Source organism: Streptomyces sp. NPDC057565, from assembly GCF_042801455.1.
Classification (GTDB): Bacteria; Actinomycetota; Actinomycetes; order Streptomycetales; family Streptomycetaceae; genus Streptomyces; species Streptomyces yanii.
On record NZ_JBHVFU010000050.1, the window covers coordinates 42,898 to 57,916 of the forward strand.

Here is a 15,019-nt window from a genome sequence, read left to right on the forward strand (position 1 = left end):
GAGGGTCGCCCTCGTACGGGACGTACTCGGGCGAGCCCGACAACGCGGCGAGCGTGCGTGACGGGCGTCGCGGGGCAGGCGGGACTTCCGACACACGCCCTGGTGCCCCTCCCGGCAGGTTTCGCCCGGGCCCTCGGCGACACCGCAGCCACCGACGCTCAGCCGCTGTAGACATCGAGACGGCCGCACATCCCGAACTTTCCGTACGCCGAAGGCTGCTGGGCATACACGCAGGCGGCCGCGAGATGGCCGCCGTCACCCTGCGCCAGGGCGTCCAGCTGATCGCCGGTTGCCCGGGATGCGGCGGCGGCGCCCTGTTCCCAGCGCCCCCGCCAGTCGTCCGTCCGATGTCTCACGAGCGCGGCGGCCGCCCGGTGGAAGGCGGCGAGCGGCTCGGTGTCGCCCGCCTCCGTGGCCCGGCGCAGCGCGAGAAAGCCCTGGACGGCGAGGTCGCGGCGGGCGCGGGCGGCGCCTTCCTGTTCCGGCTCGGAGCCGTGGACGGGCAGAGCAACGGCCGCGCGATAGGTGTCGGGGTCCGTCAGGAAGCGCGGCGGGAGGGTGAGCACGGCGTCGCCCGCCTCGGGCAGTCCGCTGTTCTGCATGAGAACGACGATGCGCAGGTCCTCGTCGTTGACGAGCCGGTGGATCGTGCCGGGGGTGAACCACACCAGTGAACCGGCGGCCAGGGGCGTCTGCCGGAAGCCGGACAGGGTGAGCGTCTGTACCGAGCCCGTGCCCCCGACCACCACATACCCCTCGGAACAGGTGAGATGGAGGTGGGGCGTACCGCCGCGCAGTCCATCCTCGGTGGGCCAGTCGTAGACCCTGAGGTGGGAGACGGCTACGGCGCCGGGCAGTCCTTCGAAGGTCACCATGCGCGCTCCTCGGTCGGGTCCGTCGGCAGTTCGTCGGGAGCCCATCGAGGGCCCACCAATTGGGCAAGCGCTTTCTACGAGGGAAGTTACGGCCCGCCCCGGACGGCGGTCAAGGGTGCCCCGACGATGTCGGCCGCGGCCCTGTGCCGGATCGCCGTCCGCCTGGCACTCGCCGTCCGACCTGCGCAAACGCCTTCTCTGCAAGCCACTGTCAGTGGCCGGGTGCAGACTGACCCGTGTCCGCGACAAAGGCGTTTCGGGAGGTGTCGGCGATGTCCGACGTACTGCTCACTGTGGGAACCCGCAAAGGACTCTTCATCGGCCGCAGACGAGGTGGCACGTGGGAGTTCGGCGACCCTCATTTCAACGCACAGGCGATCTACTCCATCGCCATCGACACCCGCGGCCAGGTCCCCCGGCTGCTGGTCGGCGGGGACAGCGCGCACTGGGGACCCTCGGTGTTCCACTCCGACGACCTGGGCGCGACGTGGGTCGAGCCGAAGCAACCCGCAGTGAAATTCCCCCAGTTCACCGGGGCGTCGCTGGAGCGGGTCTGGCAGCTGCACCCGGCCGGGGCAGAGGCACCGGATGTCGTGTACGCGGGGACGGAGCCGGCCGCGCTCTTCCGCTCCGAGGACCGCGGGGAGTCGTTCGAGCTGGTGCGCCCGCTGTGGGAGCATCCGACGCGCTCGAAGTGGGTCCCGGGCGGGGGCGGCGAGGGGCTGCACACGATCCTGACCGACCCGAGGGACGCGCAGGCGGTGACCGTCGCGGTCTCCACGGCCGGGGTGTTCCGCACCAAGGACGGCGGAGCGAGCTGGGCTCCGTCGAACAAGGGGGTGTCGGCGGTCTTCCTGCCGGATCCGGACCCGGAGTTCGGCCAGTGCGTCCACAAGGTCACCCGGGATGCGGTCGATCCGGACCGGCTCTATCTCCAGAACCACTGGGGTGTGTTCCGCAGTGACGACTCCGGGGACAACTGGACGGATATCGGCGGGGGGCTGCCTTCCGACTTCGGCTTCGCCGCGGCCGCGCATCCGCACCGGGCGGAGACGGCGTACATCTTCCCGATCAACGCCGATGCCGACCGGGTGCCGGCCGAGCACCGCTGCCGGGTGTTCCGTACGAGCGACGCGGGCAACAGCTGGGAGCCGCTGTCCGCCGGACTGCCCGAGGAAACGCATTACGGCACGGTGCTGCGCGACGCCCTCTGCACGGACGACGCCGATCCGGCGGGTGTCTATTTCGGCAATCGGAACGGCGAGGTGTACGCGAGCCGGGACGACGGGGACAGCTGGGAGCAGCTCGCCTCGCATCTGCCGGACGTCCTCTGTGTACGGGCGGCAATCGTCGGCGGTTGATCACCCCGGTCGTATGAGCAGTAGAGTGCGGCCCGTGGCAGCACGACCGTTGAAAGAAATCATCGAGCCGGGATGGGCGCAGGCCCTGGAACCCGTGGCCGAACGCATCGCCGCGATGGGCGACTTCCTGCGCGCGGAGATCGCCGCTGGGCGCACCTATCTGCCTGCGGGGCAGAATGTGCTCCGGGCGTTCCAGCAGCCGTTCGACGAGGTGCGGGTCCTGATCGTCGGTCAGGACCCGTATCCCACACCGGGACATGCGGTGGGACTGAGCTTCGCAGTCGCGCCGGAGGTCCGGCCGCTGCCGGGCAGCCTGGAGAACATCTACCGGGAGCTTCACACGGACCTGGGACTGCCCCGGCCGTCCAACGGCGATCTGACGCCCTGGACCCGCCAGGGGGTACTGCTGCTCAACAGGGCGCTGACCACGGCGCCCCGTCGGCCGGCGGCACATCGCGGCAAGGGCTGGGAGGAAGTGACCGAGCAGGCGATCCGGGCGCTGGTGGCGCGCGGCACACCGCTGGTGTCCGTCCTGTGGGGGCGCGACGCCCGCAATCTGCGGCCGCTGCTCGGTGAGCTCCCGGCGATCGAGTCCTCGCACCCCTCCCCCATGTCCGCGGACCGCGGGTTCTTCGGCTCACGGCCGTTCAGCCGGGCCAATGAACTGCTGGAACGCCAGGGAGCCAGGCCGGTCGACTGGCAGCTTCCGTGACCGCCGCCGCGGGGTCGTACGTCCTCGGAGTGGACTCGGGCGGTTCCGGGCTCCGGGTGGCGCTCGGCGCGATCGGGGCAGAGAAGCCGGTGGCGACGGCGGTCTGCGCCGAGCCGGTGCGGACCGGCCCGGCCGGGATCGATGCCGGACACCTGCTGGAGCAGCTCCTTCCCGCAGTCGACGAGCTGCGGGCGCAGGCCGGGGAGCGGTCGCGGACGGCCGCCGACCCGTCCGTCGTCGCCGTGGCGATCGGCGCCGCCGGCATGGCGACGCTCGGGGACGAGTTGCGCGCGGAGCTGCCCGCGGCGCTGGAGCGGGCGCTCGGGGTGCAGCTGCTGGCGCTGGCCGCCGATGCGGTGACGGCGTACGCGGGAGCGGTCGGGCAGCGGCCGGGAGCCGTCGTCGCGGGCGGCACCGGCATGATCGCGCTGGGGACGGATCTGACGAGCTGGCACCGGGCCGACGGCTGGGGCCACCTCCTCGGCGACAGCGGCGGCGGTGCCTGGATCGGGCGGGCCGGGCTCGATGCGGCGATGCGCGCCCATGACGGTCGGCGCGGCGGTTCGGTCGCGCTGCTGGCCCGGCTGGAGGCGGTGTTCGGTCCGGCGCCGGAGCTGCCCGGCCTGCTCTATCCGCGTACCGACCGTCCGGCGCTGCTGGCCTCGTTCGCCCCCGAGGTCGCCGCCTGCGCCGGGGACGATCCGGTCGCCGCGGGCATTCTGCGGGACGCCGCCGGCCATATCGCGGAGGCGGCCGCTGCGGTGTGCCCGGAGCGCGGGGCGACCGACGAGCCGTGCGAAGTGGCCCTGACGGGTGGCTTGTTCCGGATGGGCGATCCACTCCTCGTACCTCTGCGTGAAGAGCTCGCCCGGCAACTGCCGCAGGCGCGGACGGTCCCCGGTTCGGGTGATCCGCTGACCGGTTCGCTGCGCATCGCCGAGGCGCTGGCCACCGGTGATCTGCGGTTGCCGCTCCACCCGACGCTGCTGTGCGTGCCCGCGTACGGGCCCGGGCGGGGGCGGCCATAAGGGGCGACAGAGCAGGGCAGTTGTCCGGTAAGCCATTGATCGGATAAAAGCGGACAGATAACGCCTGACTGGGCCCTCCCCGAACAGTGGGGCACCCAAAACCAGTAGCATGCGGCGCCATGAGCACCCCCACTGGGCCCGCTTCCGGCCTGCCTGTACGAATGCCGCGACCTCGCCAGTCCGGACGGCACCGCCGCCCGGAGCCCGTGGTCGCGCCCGAGGGCGCTGCCGCGCTCGTTCTCGCCGTTCCCGGTACCCCCTCTTCGGCCACGCGCAGTCTGGCCGAAGAGGTGATCAGCATTGCCCGTTCCGAGCTGCCCGGTCTCCATGCCCGGATCGGTTACCTCGACGGCGACAATGCCGAGTACCCCACGCTTGTCTCCGTACTCGCGGATTCCGCCGCCGAGCGCATCGCACGCTTCGAGCAGGCGAAGGCCGCGGGCCGTGAGGTCGCCGAGCCCGAGGGCCCGGCCGCCGTTGTGGTGCCGCTGCTCGCGGGACCGGACAGCGCCCTGCTCCGGCGGATACGCCAAGCTGTCATGGACAGCCGTGCACCGGTCGAGCTGACCGATGTGCTCGGCCCGCACCCGCTGCTCGCCGAGGCGCTGCACGTGCGCCTCTCCGAGGCCGGTCTGGCCCGCGCCGACCGCGCCAGGCTGTTCACTGTGGCCACGGCCGCGGACGGGATCGTGCTGGCCACCGTGGGTGGCGAGGAGGCCGTGCAGGCCGCCGGGATCACCGGCATGCTGCTGGCCGCCCGCCTCGCGGTGCCGGTGATGGCCGCTGCTCTCGATGTCGAGGGTTCGGTCGCGTCCATCGCCGACCAGCTGAAGGCCTCCGGTTCGGTGCAGCTGGCCGTGGCGCCGTATCTGGTGGGTCCCGAGGTGACCGAGGGGTTGCTGGAAGCCGCCGTGATGGAGGCGGGCTGCGCGACGGCGGAGCCGCTCGGCGCGTACCCCGCGATCGGCAAGCTCGTCCTGTCGATGTACACGACGGCGCTCGGCATCGCCCCGGTGACGCCGCAGGGGGCCCAGGCCCACTGACCTGATCAGCACGGAGCGGCGGGGCCCGTACCGGACGTTCGACCGGTACGGGCCCCGCCGTGTGCTGTCTCCTGCGCCCTGGGACCGGACGGTGGGTCGGCTCAGCCGAAGATCACGCAGGAGGCGCCAGGAGCCGTCAGCGAGCCCGCGTGGCGCGGGATGCCGGTGCTCGGGTCGACGGCGAACCAACTGACGTTCCCGGACCGCTCATTGGCCGCGTACAGCCACTGCCCGGTGGGATCGAGGGCGAGGTCGCGCGGCCAGTGGCCACCGCAGCTCACGGTCGTGACCAGGGACGCCTTCTCGCCCGTCTCGTCGAGGGTGAGGACGGCGATGCTGTCGTGTCCCCGGTTGGCGGCCCAGAGGAACCGGCCGTCGTGCGAGACGACGAGCTCGGACGGGTGGACGACCGCGTCCGCGTCGGTGGCCACGTCCTCGGGCACCACGGTCGTTTCGCCGACCGGTGCGAGGGTTCCAGTGGCCGCGTCCCACCGGCAGACGGTGACGGTCGGTTCGAGTTCGTTCAGGACGTAGGCGTGGGTGCCCGCGGGGTGGAAGGCCAGGTGGCGCGGTCCCGTTCCCGGTCGCAGCACCGTCTCGCCGTGCAGCCGCAGCGTGCCGGTGCTCGTCTCGAGGGCGCAGATCCGTACGGAGTCGGTTCCGAGGTCCACGCTCAGCACCCAGGTGCCCGACGGGTCGGGGAGCACCTGGTGGGCGTGCGGGGCCTGCTGGCGGGCCGGGTGCGGTCCGCTTCCCTCGTGCCGGAGCACGGACGTGGCGGCGTCCAGCGTTCCGTCGGCGCGCACGGGGAGGGTGGTGACGCTGCCGGAGCCGTAGTTGGCGGTGATCAGGTGTCCGCCGGTCAGTGCGAGGTGGGTGGGTCCGCTGCCGCCCACCGGCCGGATCCCGCCGAGCAGCCGCGGGTCGTCGCCGGTGACGTCGAGGGCGGCGGCCGCGCCGGACTCGGTCTCGCTGACCGTGTAGAGGGTGGTGGAGCCGGGGCCCAGGGCGAGATACGAGGGATCGGGGACGGCGTCCGTGGCGCCGAGGACGGTCAGCGCCCCGGTCTGCCGGTCCAGGGCGGCGACGATGACTCCCCGACCGCCCGCCGACGTGAACGACCCTATGAATGCCCGTCCCGCACCGTTGCTGCTCACCGCTTCTGCCCCTCTCCGCCGACTGATCACGGCGGTTCGGGCCGCCAAGATCTTCCGGGGCGACGGTAGCAGTGCACCCTGCGCGGTCTAGACCAGGGCCGCATCGCCGCCTGCTGCCGCAGGTCGCAGGTCAGGCCGGGACGAGCGGGGCGCGGGGTGAGGTGCGCAGGGGCGCGGCGAGTTCCGCGAGTGCCCTCTCCAGGGCGTGCAGATGCGCGAGTGCCGCCTCGGCGCCGGGGTGGTGGTGCGCCGCGTGTGCGGGCAGCGCGTTCAGTTCCGTACGGGGAGGTCCCGGCTGCGCCAGAGCGAGCACCGCGGCCTCGACCCGGCGGCAGGCCGCTGCGAGACGGGCATCGTGCGAGGCGTCGGGATCGGCGGCGGCCGCGGCGAGACCACGCACCTCGCGGGCGCACAGGTCGAGCAGAGCGAGGACCTGGCGGGCGCGCTCCTTACGGGCCCGCAGCGGGTTGAGCGGATGCACCAGGGGGGCGAGCGAGAGCCTGACCCGGCCGAGCAGCGCCTCCAGTTCGGTCACCTGCGGACCGGGGTCGGCGGTCGGGGAACCGGCCAGGCGGGCGGCGGCCCCCGCGGTGCAGGCGTGTACGCAGCGCAGCGTGCGCTGGATCCAGGCGTCGGTGGTCGCGTGGAGGGTGACGGGCAGTACGAGGAGGACGGCGAGCGCCGAGCCGAGGGCTCCGGCCCCGGTCTCCGTGAGGCGGAGCACGAGCAGCCCCGGGTTCAGGACGCCGAGCAGGCCGTACAGCAGTCCGGCCAACACGGTCACGAAGAAGACCATCCAGCTGTACGAGACGGCGGCGGTGTAGAAAATGCCGAAGACGCAGACGGCGACGAGGGCCGCGGTGGGAACCGTGTCGCCGTGCAGCGGCACGGCGACCAGCAGCCCTGCGGCGATCCCGGCCACTGTGCCCAGGACGCGGCGGAAGCCACGGACCAGTGTCTCGCCGCGCGAGGCGGTGTTCACGAAGACCCACCAGACGGTGCCGACGGCCCAGTACCAGCGGTCGGCGGACAGCAACTGCCCGATGCCGAGCGCGAAGGCGCTGGCGGCGGTTGCCTGGATCGCCTGACGCGTGGTCGTCCGGGCCAGCCCGCGACTGCCCGGGAGTGCGGGTACGACGGGCGTGGGCAGCCGTCGTTCGTAGCACCAGGCACCGAAGCGGACGGCCGATGCGGTGATGATCGAGAGCGCGACGGCGGCGTACAGCTCGGGCAGCTGGCCAGGTACGGCGTGCAGGAACTGCGCCATGAAGAACGCCATGAACGCTGTTCGTTAGGCGCGGCCGCAGGTCAGCGCCATACTGACGCCCCCGGGGTCAGCAAAACGTCAGCACGAGTACGGAGTCAGTACATGGCAGCCAGGGCCCTCGCACGCGGCATGGGCACGTTCTTCAAGGAGTGCACCTGCAAGGCACCGACCCGGTGCCCGCACCCATACAAGATCCGCTACAGGGACGCGGCCGGCAAGCAGCGTGAGGAGTCGGGCTACGGGACACAGGACAAGGCGACAGCCAGGCTCACGGAGCTGTATCAGTCGAAGAAGGGAGCGCAGAAGGCCGGCCCTTCCGACGGCGAGAATATCGCCGCCCAGAGCCTTGACGACTTCGCCTCCAATTGGATCAGCCACCGAGCTCGTGGGCTCAAGGACAACAGCGTCGAGAGCTACGAGCGGGCGCTTACGGTGCACATCGCGCCCCGCCTGGGGTCGCGCAAGATCGGCACCTTTACCGCGAGCACCGTGGACAACTTCGTCGGCGACATGATGCTCGACGACGTCGGCAGCGCGGCGCAGGTGAACGCGTACAAGGTCCTGCGGCTGGTCATCAACTCTGCGCGACGTCGAGGCGCCCTGACGCTCGACCCGTTCATGGACGCTACGCCACCGGACCATCAGCGCAAGGACATCGTGATCCCGACGCTGGAGGAGCTCAACCTCATCCGGCACCACGCACACGACGAAGACCTGCGCCTTGTCATGGAGATGATGACGGGCTGCGGTCTACGGAACGGCGAGGCGCACGCCACGAACGTCAACGGGCTCGTCTCACAGGACGTTTACCGGATCAACGACCAGATCCATGGGCGCCAACGTGTACCGGCGCCACTCAAACACCGGAACTGGGGCGAGTTCCGCGAGACGCCGATGCCCGCGAAGACACGCGCGTACTTGATGCAATACACGGAAACACACCCTGCGGATTCACAGGGGTACCTACTGACCAATGGCGGTCGTGGGGGGGCTGGTGTCGGCGGCAGCCCGTACTACAGCGGAAATGCGTTCCGCCACAAATGGCAAAAGGTTTTGTGCGCTGCTGGCATAACTGCGGGCTACACCATGTACAGCCTGCGCCACTTCTTCGCTTCCAATTGCCTGGCCATGGGTATTCCGATCACGGATGTTGCGGAGTGGATGGGCCACAAGTCCATCGAGGTGACGTATCGCAGCTACCGCCACCTCATGCCGTCCTCCATCGGCAGGGCCGCGAAGCTGCTCGACACGGCTATCTGATCTACGCGCTGCACTGCCGCGCAGGAGCTGGGTGGCGAAGAGTGTCGCGCGTGCGACAACGTCGTGTACGGCGCGACCGAAGTCCTCAGGCACGGCGAAGTAAAACGGTCTCCGTACCGCGCAAGCGATCGCACCATCACGCTCACCCTGACCCGGATGTCGGAGGCCGAGGAGCAGTGCTGGGTCGGGGTGATGTTCGACAACCTCATCGCGCGCGCAGGCTCAGGCGCCGGCCGGAATTTGGCTGGCCCTCCGCAGGGGCACGGCAAGTTCGAGCAGGGCCCGCTCCAGCGCATGGAGGTGGGCGAGCACTGGTTCGGCGCCCGTCGGCTCCGTGGCCGTCGCGTTGCCGAGTCGGAGGGGCCGCCCGACGGTCGGCGCGTCAGTGAGGGCCTCGACGGCGGCCTCCACCCGCCAGCAGGCTGCGGCGAGCCGGATGTCGTGCGAGGCCTCCGGGTCGGCAGCAACGGAGGCCAGGCCGCGCACCTCGCGTGCGCAGTCATCGAGCAGCGCGAGCACATGCCGCGCCCGTCGCTTGCGCGCCTTCATCGGGTTGAGCGGATGCACCAGCGGCGCAAGCGACAAGCGCACCCGGCCGAGGATCGCCTCCAGTTCGACAACTCGCTGGGCTGGGGCAGCGTCCTCGCTCCCGGCTAGCCGGGCAGTGGCCTCCGCCGTGCACGTCTGCACGCACCGCAGTGCCCGCTCCACCCACGCCTCGGTCACGGAGTGCGTGGTTACCGGCAGCACGAACAGCACCGCCAATACAGCGCCGAACGCCCCAGCCGCCGTCTCAGCCACCCGCAGTATGAGCAGACCAGCGTCTAGCACGCCGAGCAGCCCATACAGCATGCTCGCCATCACGGTCACGGCCAGCATCATCCAGGTATAGGAGACAGCGGCGGTATAGAAGATCCCGAACACGCTCATCGCCACGACCACGGCGGCCACGACCGGCTCATGGTGCAGCGGCACAGCCACGGCGAAGCCCAGCCCGATCCCGAGCACCGTCCCCAAGAATCGCCTGAACCCGCGCACGACGGTCTCACCTCGCGAGGTTGTGGCCACGAACACCCACCAGGTGGCGCCGACCGCCCAGTACCAACGCTGATCGGAGAGCACCTGCCCCAACGCGAGCGCGAACCCCGCCCCAAACGTCGCTTGCACGGCCTGCCGCGTCGTGATCCGCCCAAGCCCCGCCGCCCCGGTAGTGAGGGCGACTGCTACGGGTGCCGCGAGCCGCCGCTCATAGCACCACACCGCGAACCGCACCACCGACGACGCAATGAGCGACAGCAGCACGGCCACGTACAGCTCGGGCAGCTGGCCGGGCACGGTGTGCAGGAACTGGGCAGAGAAATAGGCCATAAAGCCGAATACGCCCAGTGAGTGCCCGCGAGGCCCCCACCTCCGTGCGTACACCCCCGCACCCACGACGGCGAGGAACGCCAGATCGCGCGCGACGGGCACATCGTGCAGCACGGCGGCGAGCGTGAGCACCGGGAGACCGACGACGGGGAGAAACGCGGTCGTAATCGCCTGCCCGCGCACCGTCGGGTCGGTCACTGTGAACAGCGCGAGCAGCGCGGCCAGGCCACCGGCAATGGCCGCCGTCAGCGAGTATCCGGCCGCCCCGCACAGCGCGACGGCGAGCCCAATGCCGAGCACAGCCCGGGACGCGAACCGCAGCCGGATCCGCCCCGGATCGTGTGCGATGAACGCCCTCTTCAGCAAGTTGCCCCGTCCCTTTCGCACATAGACCAGCGCAGACATGAGAAAGGCGCCGCAGAGATCCCCGGGGGACCCGCAGCGCCATTGACAGACCCATCTCAGCACCTGGGGGGCTGATGGTTCAATTGAGGACCAATCCTTTGGGCCAATGGCCCAGGATCACTTCACCTTGCCCGGCCGCAGCAGCGCCAATGGACCAACCCCTCACGCGATGCCGCCGCGCGAACGGCAGCCACCGCCTCAGAACCTCCCCCTGATCACTGCAGCTTCTGCTGCCGAACCCAGGCCGTTACCTCGGAGACCTTGAACTGGATCTTGGCGTTGCGGCCACGCCCAAACTTGTACGGAACGAGCCCGAGGGCGGGGGCGTCGCGGTACACCCAGGAGATCGACATGTTCAGGTACTCCGCCGTCGTCTTGGCGTCCATAAATTCCGCAGGCATAGCCACCCAATCTGCCATCACGTCACAGTGCTCACAGCTTCTCTGCCACCGGCAGAATGATCCGACCGATATACGTTTTGGCGTGGCCGAGGATTTCGAGTAGGAGGATGGCAACCCCGCCGCACACACCTTCCGGCCTATGACACAACGTGTCCGTGAAGTAAAAGGAGTCCGCGCGGGGCGGTCTCCCGGCGAACATCATCGACGTGCTGACTGGATGGGCCTTGACCTGGGCATTCTTAGCTTTCAGCGCTGTCAGGGCCTGCCCTGGAGTGCAGTCGGCGCACGTCTTCAAGTAATGAGACCTACGCATTACGAGAGCGTGAGCGATCATGTTGCCCGCTGCCGCGTGGTGTCGCCTCGTGACGTTTCCGCTGTTCAGAATGGGTGCATCGGGTTGGGCCGTGCTGCACCGTCCAAAGGCGTCTGTCCACCGGCTGTCCACCGACGCACCTCGCCGCGCACTACGCAGTGAGCCTTTTCCAACCTCAGTCTGACGATTCCGGGCTGAGTGTCGGAGCCGGGTGATAGACACCTGTCATGGCGCAGTTCTTGGTACTTATTGACGGTGAGGCGGGCGGATGGCGGGTCGACCGCGAAGCGCTAACTGCGGCGATCCGGGCTCGGTGGTCAGATGTCGAGGTCGACTCGACGGACCGAAGCGAGGTACGGAGCAGCTGCTGGTACTTCGAGACGGAGAACGGCCCGGGCGAGGCATATCTGCATCAGGATGGGACCTGCCTGTACCTGGACGTCTGGCAAGAGGACGCTGCGTGGTTGGCGGTCGTCTTCCGCAGGCTCGCTCCGGCGGACCTCGATCTGATCTTCTGCGACGAGGGCTATAACTTCGACGTTCGGCTCAGGACCGAGGCCACTGACGCCGAGCTGACTGCTCTGATGAACGACGTCTGACTCGGCGCAGCACTTGCAACTCGGTACGTCGAAGTCTTTCAACCTCTTGGCCAAGATGTCCAGTTGAGCTGACAGTGCGGTGAAGCCCCTGGTAGATGGGTTTTCGACCAAGAGAACCGTCTCCACCAGAGGCTTCAGATGCTTGTTTCGGGTTCACCATCGTGAGGGTCTTGGCCGCCTCACCGCGCACCTGGCTCAGAAGGGGTTCCGGGCGCGCGAGGACGCGCGTGGCGGCGAGAAGACGCATCTGATCGTCTATCGGCTGGCTGGACACGAGAGCGACGTGGGCGTAGGGACGTACGCCTGAGGGCAGTGGACAGCCCTTGCCGCGGACGGCGTACGTGACGTCGGGGCAGGCGTTCTGCATGCTCAACGACGAGACGGCCGACCCGTCACGGCCCTCCGGCCTGCCCCGCAGCCGGCTGGGCCGCCCCGGGGGCCCAGGCGCGCCCCGTTGTGGACGCCGGCCCCACCCTGGTGATCCCCGACAGTCTGATTCGCGGCAGGAACGAGTCCACCACGCCCGTCTTCCCGGGTCTGTGCCCGGTTCTTTCTCCGGGCCCTGTAAGGGAGTTACTTCCTTGTCGGGCTGGTGCGGATGTTGCTGGTGAGGAAGCATGGGCGTGCGCGGTACGGGAGGTCGTCCGCGCAGCCGATGTGCGAGGTGAAGAGGGCTGATGACTGACGAGCAGGGCATGCGGACGCCGGTGGACGGAATCGACACGGGCACGCCGCATTCGGCCCGGGTGTGGAACTACTGGCTGGGTGGCAAGGACAATTACGAGGTGGACCGCCGGCTCGGGGCGACGATGGAGGAGTTGTACCCACAGATCATTGAGATAGCGCGCGCCTCCCGGGCGTTCCAGGCGCGAGCGGTGCGCTATCTGGCCGGTGAGGCGGGGGTGCGGCAGTTCCTGGACCTCGGCACCGGTCTGCCGACGGCGAACGCGACGCACGAGGTCGCCCAGGACGTCGAGCCGACGGCACGCATCGTGTACGTGGACAACGACCCGATCGTCCTGGCCCATGCACGCGCCCTGCTGACCAGCCGGCCCGAAGGGGCGACGGACTATGTGCACGCGGACCTGACGGACGCGAAGACGGTGTTGCGCGAGGCCGGCCGGACGCTGGACCTCGACCGGCCGGTGGCGGTGATGGTGCTCTCGACGCTGGGACACGTCGCGGACTCGGACGAGGCCGCGGCGCTGCTGCGCAGCTACTTGGACGCGCTGCCCGCGGGCAGCTACCTGATGCTGTGCGACACCATCGCGACTCCTGAGACGCAGGCCGGGTCCGACGAGTACGCCAGTGGCGGTGCCATGCCGTACATCTCGCGTCCCAGGGAGATCATAGGGAGCTTCGCGGACGGACTCGAGCTGGTGGAGCCGGGCTTCGGCTCGATCAGCCTGTGGCGCCCCGAAGAGCCTGCCGTCGGCGAGCCGGTCGACCAGTGGGGGTTCGTGGCCGCCAAGCGATAGCCGTCGAGCAGGGCATCTGGTCGCCATACTCCCTGCGCGATCACGGGCGGGGCCGTGGGGACCGGCACGGGCAAGCACCTGCCGATGACGAGCCCCGTCGCCCGCCGAGAAGGCGGTGTACGCCCGCCACCTGCGGCCCGAGCACCTGCCCACCGCTGAACACCGCGCCCGGGCCGCCACGGGCATGGCCTGGGCCCGGTGCAGCTCCGGCCACGCGTCGAGCAGCAGGACGTCCTCCGGTTACGGCCCGCCAGCGCCGGCCCCCGCGGGGTACCTGCAGGCCGATCACGCCCCTCGCCGGTGCGGGGCGCCCGGGCCCCCGGAGGGGGTGGGGGCCCGGGGCAGGCTGTGGGTGGGCGCGGTGTGTTACTCCGAGACGATCTGTCGACGCCAGTTCCGCTCTTCGCAGCGCCGGACCAGGCGACGAAACCACTTCCCTTTCTCGCCTTCATCGCTGTACCGGCCAGGCAGGATCTTGCTCCCCACGGAACTGGTCCGAGGGCGTTGTCAGGTTCGGCCCGAGCCGTGGGATGATCTTGGTGTAGATCGTCGCGAGGAGAGGCTGCGGGTGGAGAGCGGGACGGCACCGTCGTACAGAGTTACCGGTTTCCGCCCGAGGTGATCGGTCACGCTGTGTGGCTGTATCACCGTTTCCCGATCTCCTACCGGGAGGTCGAGGAGCTCCTCCTGGAACGCGGCATCATGGTCTCCTACGAGACGGTTCGGGCCTGGTGCGCCGCGTTCGGCCCCGCCTAAGACCGACCGGCAGTAGGCATCACTTGAGGCGGCGGGTGGTGGGCCGGGTGTCCCAGCGGTACAGCGTCGTCGCGCGGCGGATGAGCATGCGGAGCGTGACGATCGCTGCGGCGAGGTGGAGGTAGAAGTCCACCGCCTTGCCACTCTTCTCGGTGCAGCGCCGCAGCTTGCCGTAGCCGTTCATCCATGAATGTGTCCGCTCCACCACCCATCGTTTCCCGGCCTGGATCGGGGCGGGGACGCCCTTGCGGGCGATCTCGCCGGTGAATCCCAACTCCTCAAGGACGGCACGGGACTTGGCGCTGTCGTAGCCTCGGTCGAGGTTGACGTTGACGCGCTCCGGCAGTCGTCCAACCTGATCTTTCGTCGCTTCCAGCGTCGGACCGAGCAGAGGCGAGTCGTGTCTGTTGGCGCCTGCGGAGACGATACCGAGGGGGATGCCGACGGCATCGGAAGTCATCGAGCGTTTGACGCCCTGCTTGCCTCGGTCGACCGGGGAGCGGCCGGCCTTCTCACCACCGGAGGGCGCCTTGGTGATGCAGCCATCCACCGAGAGCTCATCGAGCGCAAGGCCGATCATGCGGTCATACGCCTCCAGCGCCAGGGCATGGACCTGCTCGGCTATTCCCTGCTGGGCCCAGTATCTGACACGGCGCCGGATGGTGCGGTCCGAGCATCCGGCGGTGGCGATCCGCTCATATCCGGAGCCGTGCACCAGGGCGGCGATCACGTGCTCGAAGACGATGCGATCAGGGATGCGCGGGTTGTGGCAGCCCAGCGGATGGGTGTCCACGTGCCGGGGCAGGAGCGCCGCGAACTGGTCCCACAAGGGCTCGAGCAGGCAAGATGGCAGTGCGAGCACGGCTGTCCTTCGTGATCACTGAGCGTAGAGAACATCCCAATGCCGTTGTCAAACCGCGGGTGCGACACTCGGTGCGGATTGGTAGCACGCTCCGTCACGGATCATCGCCCAGAGGACGTTCACTCTCCGCCGTG

At 69.6% G+C, this 15,019-nt stretch carries 12 protein-coding genes and 2 pseudogenes; 8 read left to right on the plus strand and 6 right to left on the minus strand.

The features are described 5' to 3' along the window. Positions 1 to 158: 158 nt before the first annotated feature. A complete protein-coding gene (locus ACFU8W_RS41145; RefSeq protein WP_384049132.1) occupies positions 159 to 875 on the minus strand; it encodes a cupin domain-containing protein in 717 nt (238 codons plus the stop codon). Between the two features lie 272 nt (positions 876 to 1,147). Here ACFU8W_RS41145 and ACFU8W_RS41150 point away from each other — a divergent pair, with 272 nt between their 5' ends. From ACFU8W_RS41150 to ACFU8W_RS41165, 4 genes are all read left to right on the plus strand, one after another. Next, positions 1,148 to 2,236, plus strand: a complete 1,089-nt coding sequence (locus tag ACFU8W_RS41150) for a WD40/YVTN/BNR-like repeat-containing protein (protein WP_384049135.1) — start codon at positions 1,148 to 1,150, stop codon at positions 2,234 to 2,236. Positions 2,237 to 2,270: 34 nt separating this feature from the next. Next, positions 2,271 to 2,948 (plus strand): uracil-DNA glycosylase, encoded by a 678-nt coding sequence (locus ACFU8W_RS41155; protein WP_266988694.1) that lies wholly within the window; start codon positions 2,271 to 2,273, stop codon positions 2,946 to 2,948. After that, positions 2,945 to 3,976 carry an N-acetylglucosamine kinase gene (locus ACFU8W_RS41160; protein WP_384049139.1) on the plus strand — a complete coding sequence of 344 codons (1,032 nt, stop codon included), beginning with the start codon at positions 2,945 to 2,947 and terminating at the stop codon, positions 3,974 to 3,976. The genes ACFU8W_RS41155 and ACFU8W_RS41160 overlap by 4 nt, the downstream gene beginning before the upstream one ends. Before the next feature lie 119 nt (positions 3,977 to 4,095). Continuing rightward, positions 4,096 to 5,019: a sirohydrochlorin chelatase gene (locus ACFU8W_RS41165; RefSeq protein ID WP_384049142.1), complete on the plus strand. Its 924-nt coding sequence runs from the start codon at positions 4,096 to 4,098 to the stop codon at positions 5,017 to 5,019. A gap of 101 nt (positions 5,020 to 5,120) precedes the next feature. Here the strand turns inward: ACFU8W_RS41165 and ACFU8W_RS41170 are convergent, their stop codons facing one another. Both ACFU8W_RS41170 and ACFU8W_RS41175 read right to left on the minus strand, forming a co-directional pair. Continuing rightward, positions 5,121 to 6,176, minus strand: a complete 1,056-nt coding sequence (locus tag ACFU8W_RS41170; RefSeq protein WP_384049145.1) for a lactonase family protein — start codon at positions 6,174 to 6,176, stop codon at positions 5,121 to 5,123. A 130-nt stretch (positions 6,177 to 6,306) separates the two neighbouring features. Next, a pseudogene (locus tag ACFU8W_RS41175) lies at positions 6,307 to 7,461 on the minus strand (FUSC family protein); the annotation flags it as partial. Between the two features lie 84 nt (positions 7,462 to 7,545). Between ACFU8W_RS41175 and ACFU8W_RS41180 the strand changes: the two are divergent. Then, the gene (locus ACFU8W_RS41180) at positions 7,546 to 8,703 is read left to right on the plus strand and encodes a tyrosine-type recombinase/integrase (RefSeq protein ID WP_384049148.1); all 1,158 of its coding nucleotides are present in this window, start codon (positions 7,546 to 7,548) and stop codon (positions 8,701 to 8,703) included. Between the two features lie 222 nt (positions 8,704 to 8,925). Here ACFU8W_RS41180 and ACFU8W_RS41185 read toward each other — a convergent pair whose 3' ends face one another. Then, positions 8,926 to 10,437: an FUSC family protein gene (locus tag ACFU8W_RS41185; RefSeq protein ID WP_384049176.1), complete on the minus strand. Its 1,512-nt coding sequence runs from the start codon at positions 10,435 to 10,437 to the stop codon at positions 8,926 to 8,928. A 254-nt stretch (positions 10,438 to 10,691) separates the two neighbouring features. Continuing rightward, the gene (locus tag ACFU8W_RS41190) at positions 10,692 to 10,877 is read right to left on the minus strand and encodes an AlpA family transcriptional regulator (RefSeq protein ID WP_158711215.1); all 186 of its coding nucleotides are present in this window, start codon (positions 10,875 to 10,877) and stop codon (positions 10,692 to 10,694) included. Between the two features lie 540 nt (positions 10,878 to 11,417). On the opposite strand from ACFU8W_RS41190, the gene ACFU8W_RS41195 reads away from it, so the two are divergent. From ACFU8W_RS41195 to ACFU8W_RS41205, 3 genes and pseudogenes are all read left to right on the plus strand, one after another. After that, positions 11,418 to 11,789, plus strand: a complete 372-nt coding sequence (locus ACFU8W_RS41195) for a hypothetical protein (protein ID WP_384049151.1) — start codon at positions 11,418 to 11,420, stop codon at positions 11,787 to 11,789. A gap of 677 nt (positions 11,790 to 12,466) precedes the next feature. After that, positions 12,467 to 13,267 carry an SAM-dependent methyltransferase gene (locus ACFU8W_RS41200; RefSeq protein WP_366138715.1) on the plus strand — a complete coding sequence of 267 codons (801 nt, stop codon included), beginning with the start codon at positions 12,467 to 12,469 and terminating at the stop codon, positions 13,265 to 13,267. A gap of 618 nt (positions 13,268 to 13,885) precedes the next feature. Then, positions 13,886 to 14,017: pseudogene (locus ACFU8W_RS41205) on the plus strand (IS6 family transposase); the annotation flags it as partial. A gap of 25 nt (positions 14,018 to 14,042) precedes the next feature. Here ACFU8W_RS41205 and ACFU8W_RS41210 read toward each other — a convergent pair. Continuing rightward, positions 14,043 to 14,885 carry an IS5 family transposase gene (locus tag ACFU8W_RS41210; protein WP_384049154.1) on the minus strand — a complete coding sequence of 281 codons (843 nt, stop codon included), beginning with the start codon at positions 14,883 to 14,885 and terminating at the stop codon, positions 14,043 to 14,045. Positions 14,886 to 15,019: the final 134 nt, after the last annotated feature.

Coding starts and splice junctions, on each gene's coding strand:
- ACFU8W_RS41145 (WP_384049132.1), bottom strand. CDS start 875: ATGGTGACCTTCGAAGGACTGCCCGGCGCCGTAGCCGTCTCCCACCTC.
- ACFU8W_RS41150 (WP_384049135.1), top strand. CDS start 1,148: ATGTCCGACGTACTGCTCACTGTGGGAACCCGCAAAGGACTCTTCATC.
- ACFU8W_RS41165 (WP_384049142.1), top strand. CDS start 4,096: ATGAGCACCCCCACTGGGCCCGCTTCCGGCCTGCCTGTACGAATGCCG.
- ACFU8W_RS41180 (WP_384049148.1), top strand. CDS start 7,546: ATGGCAGCCAGGGCCCTCGCACGCGGCATGGGCACGTTCTTCAAGGAG.
- ACFU8W_RS41190 (WP_158711215.1), bottom strand. CDS start 10,877: ATGCCTGCGGAATTTATGGACGCCAAGACGACGGCGGAGTACCTGAAC.
- ACFU8W_RS41195 (WP_384049151.1), top strand. CDS start 11,418: ATGGCGCAGTTCTTGGTACTTATTGACGGTGAGGCGGGCGGATGGCGG.
- ACFU8W_RS41200 (WP_366138715.1), top strand. CDS start 12,467: ATGACTGACGAGCAGGGCATGCGGACGCCGGTGGACGGAATCGACACG.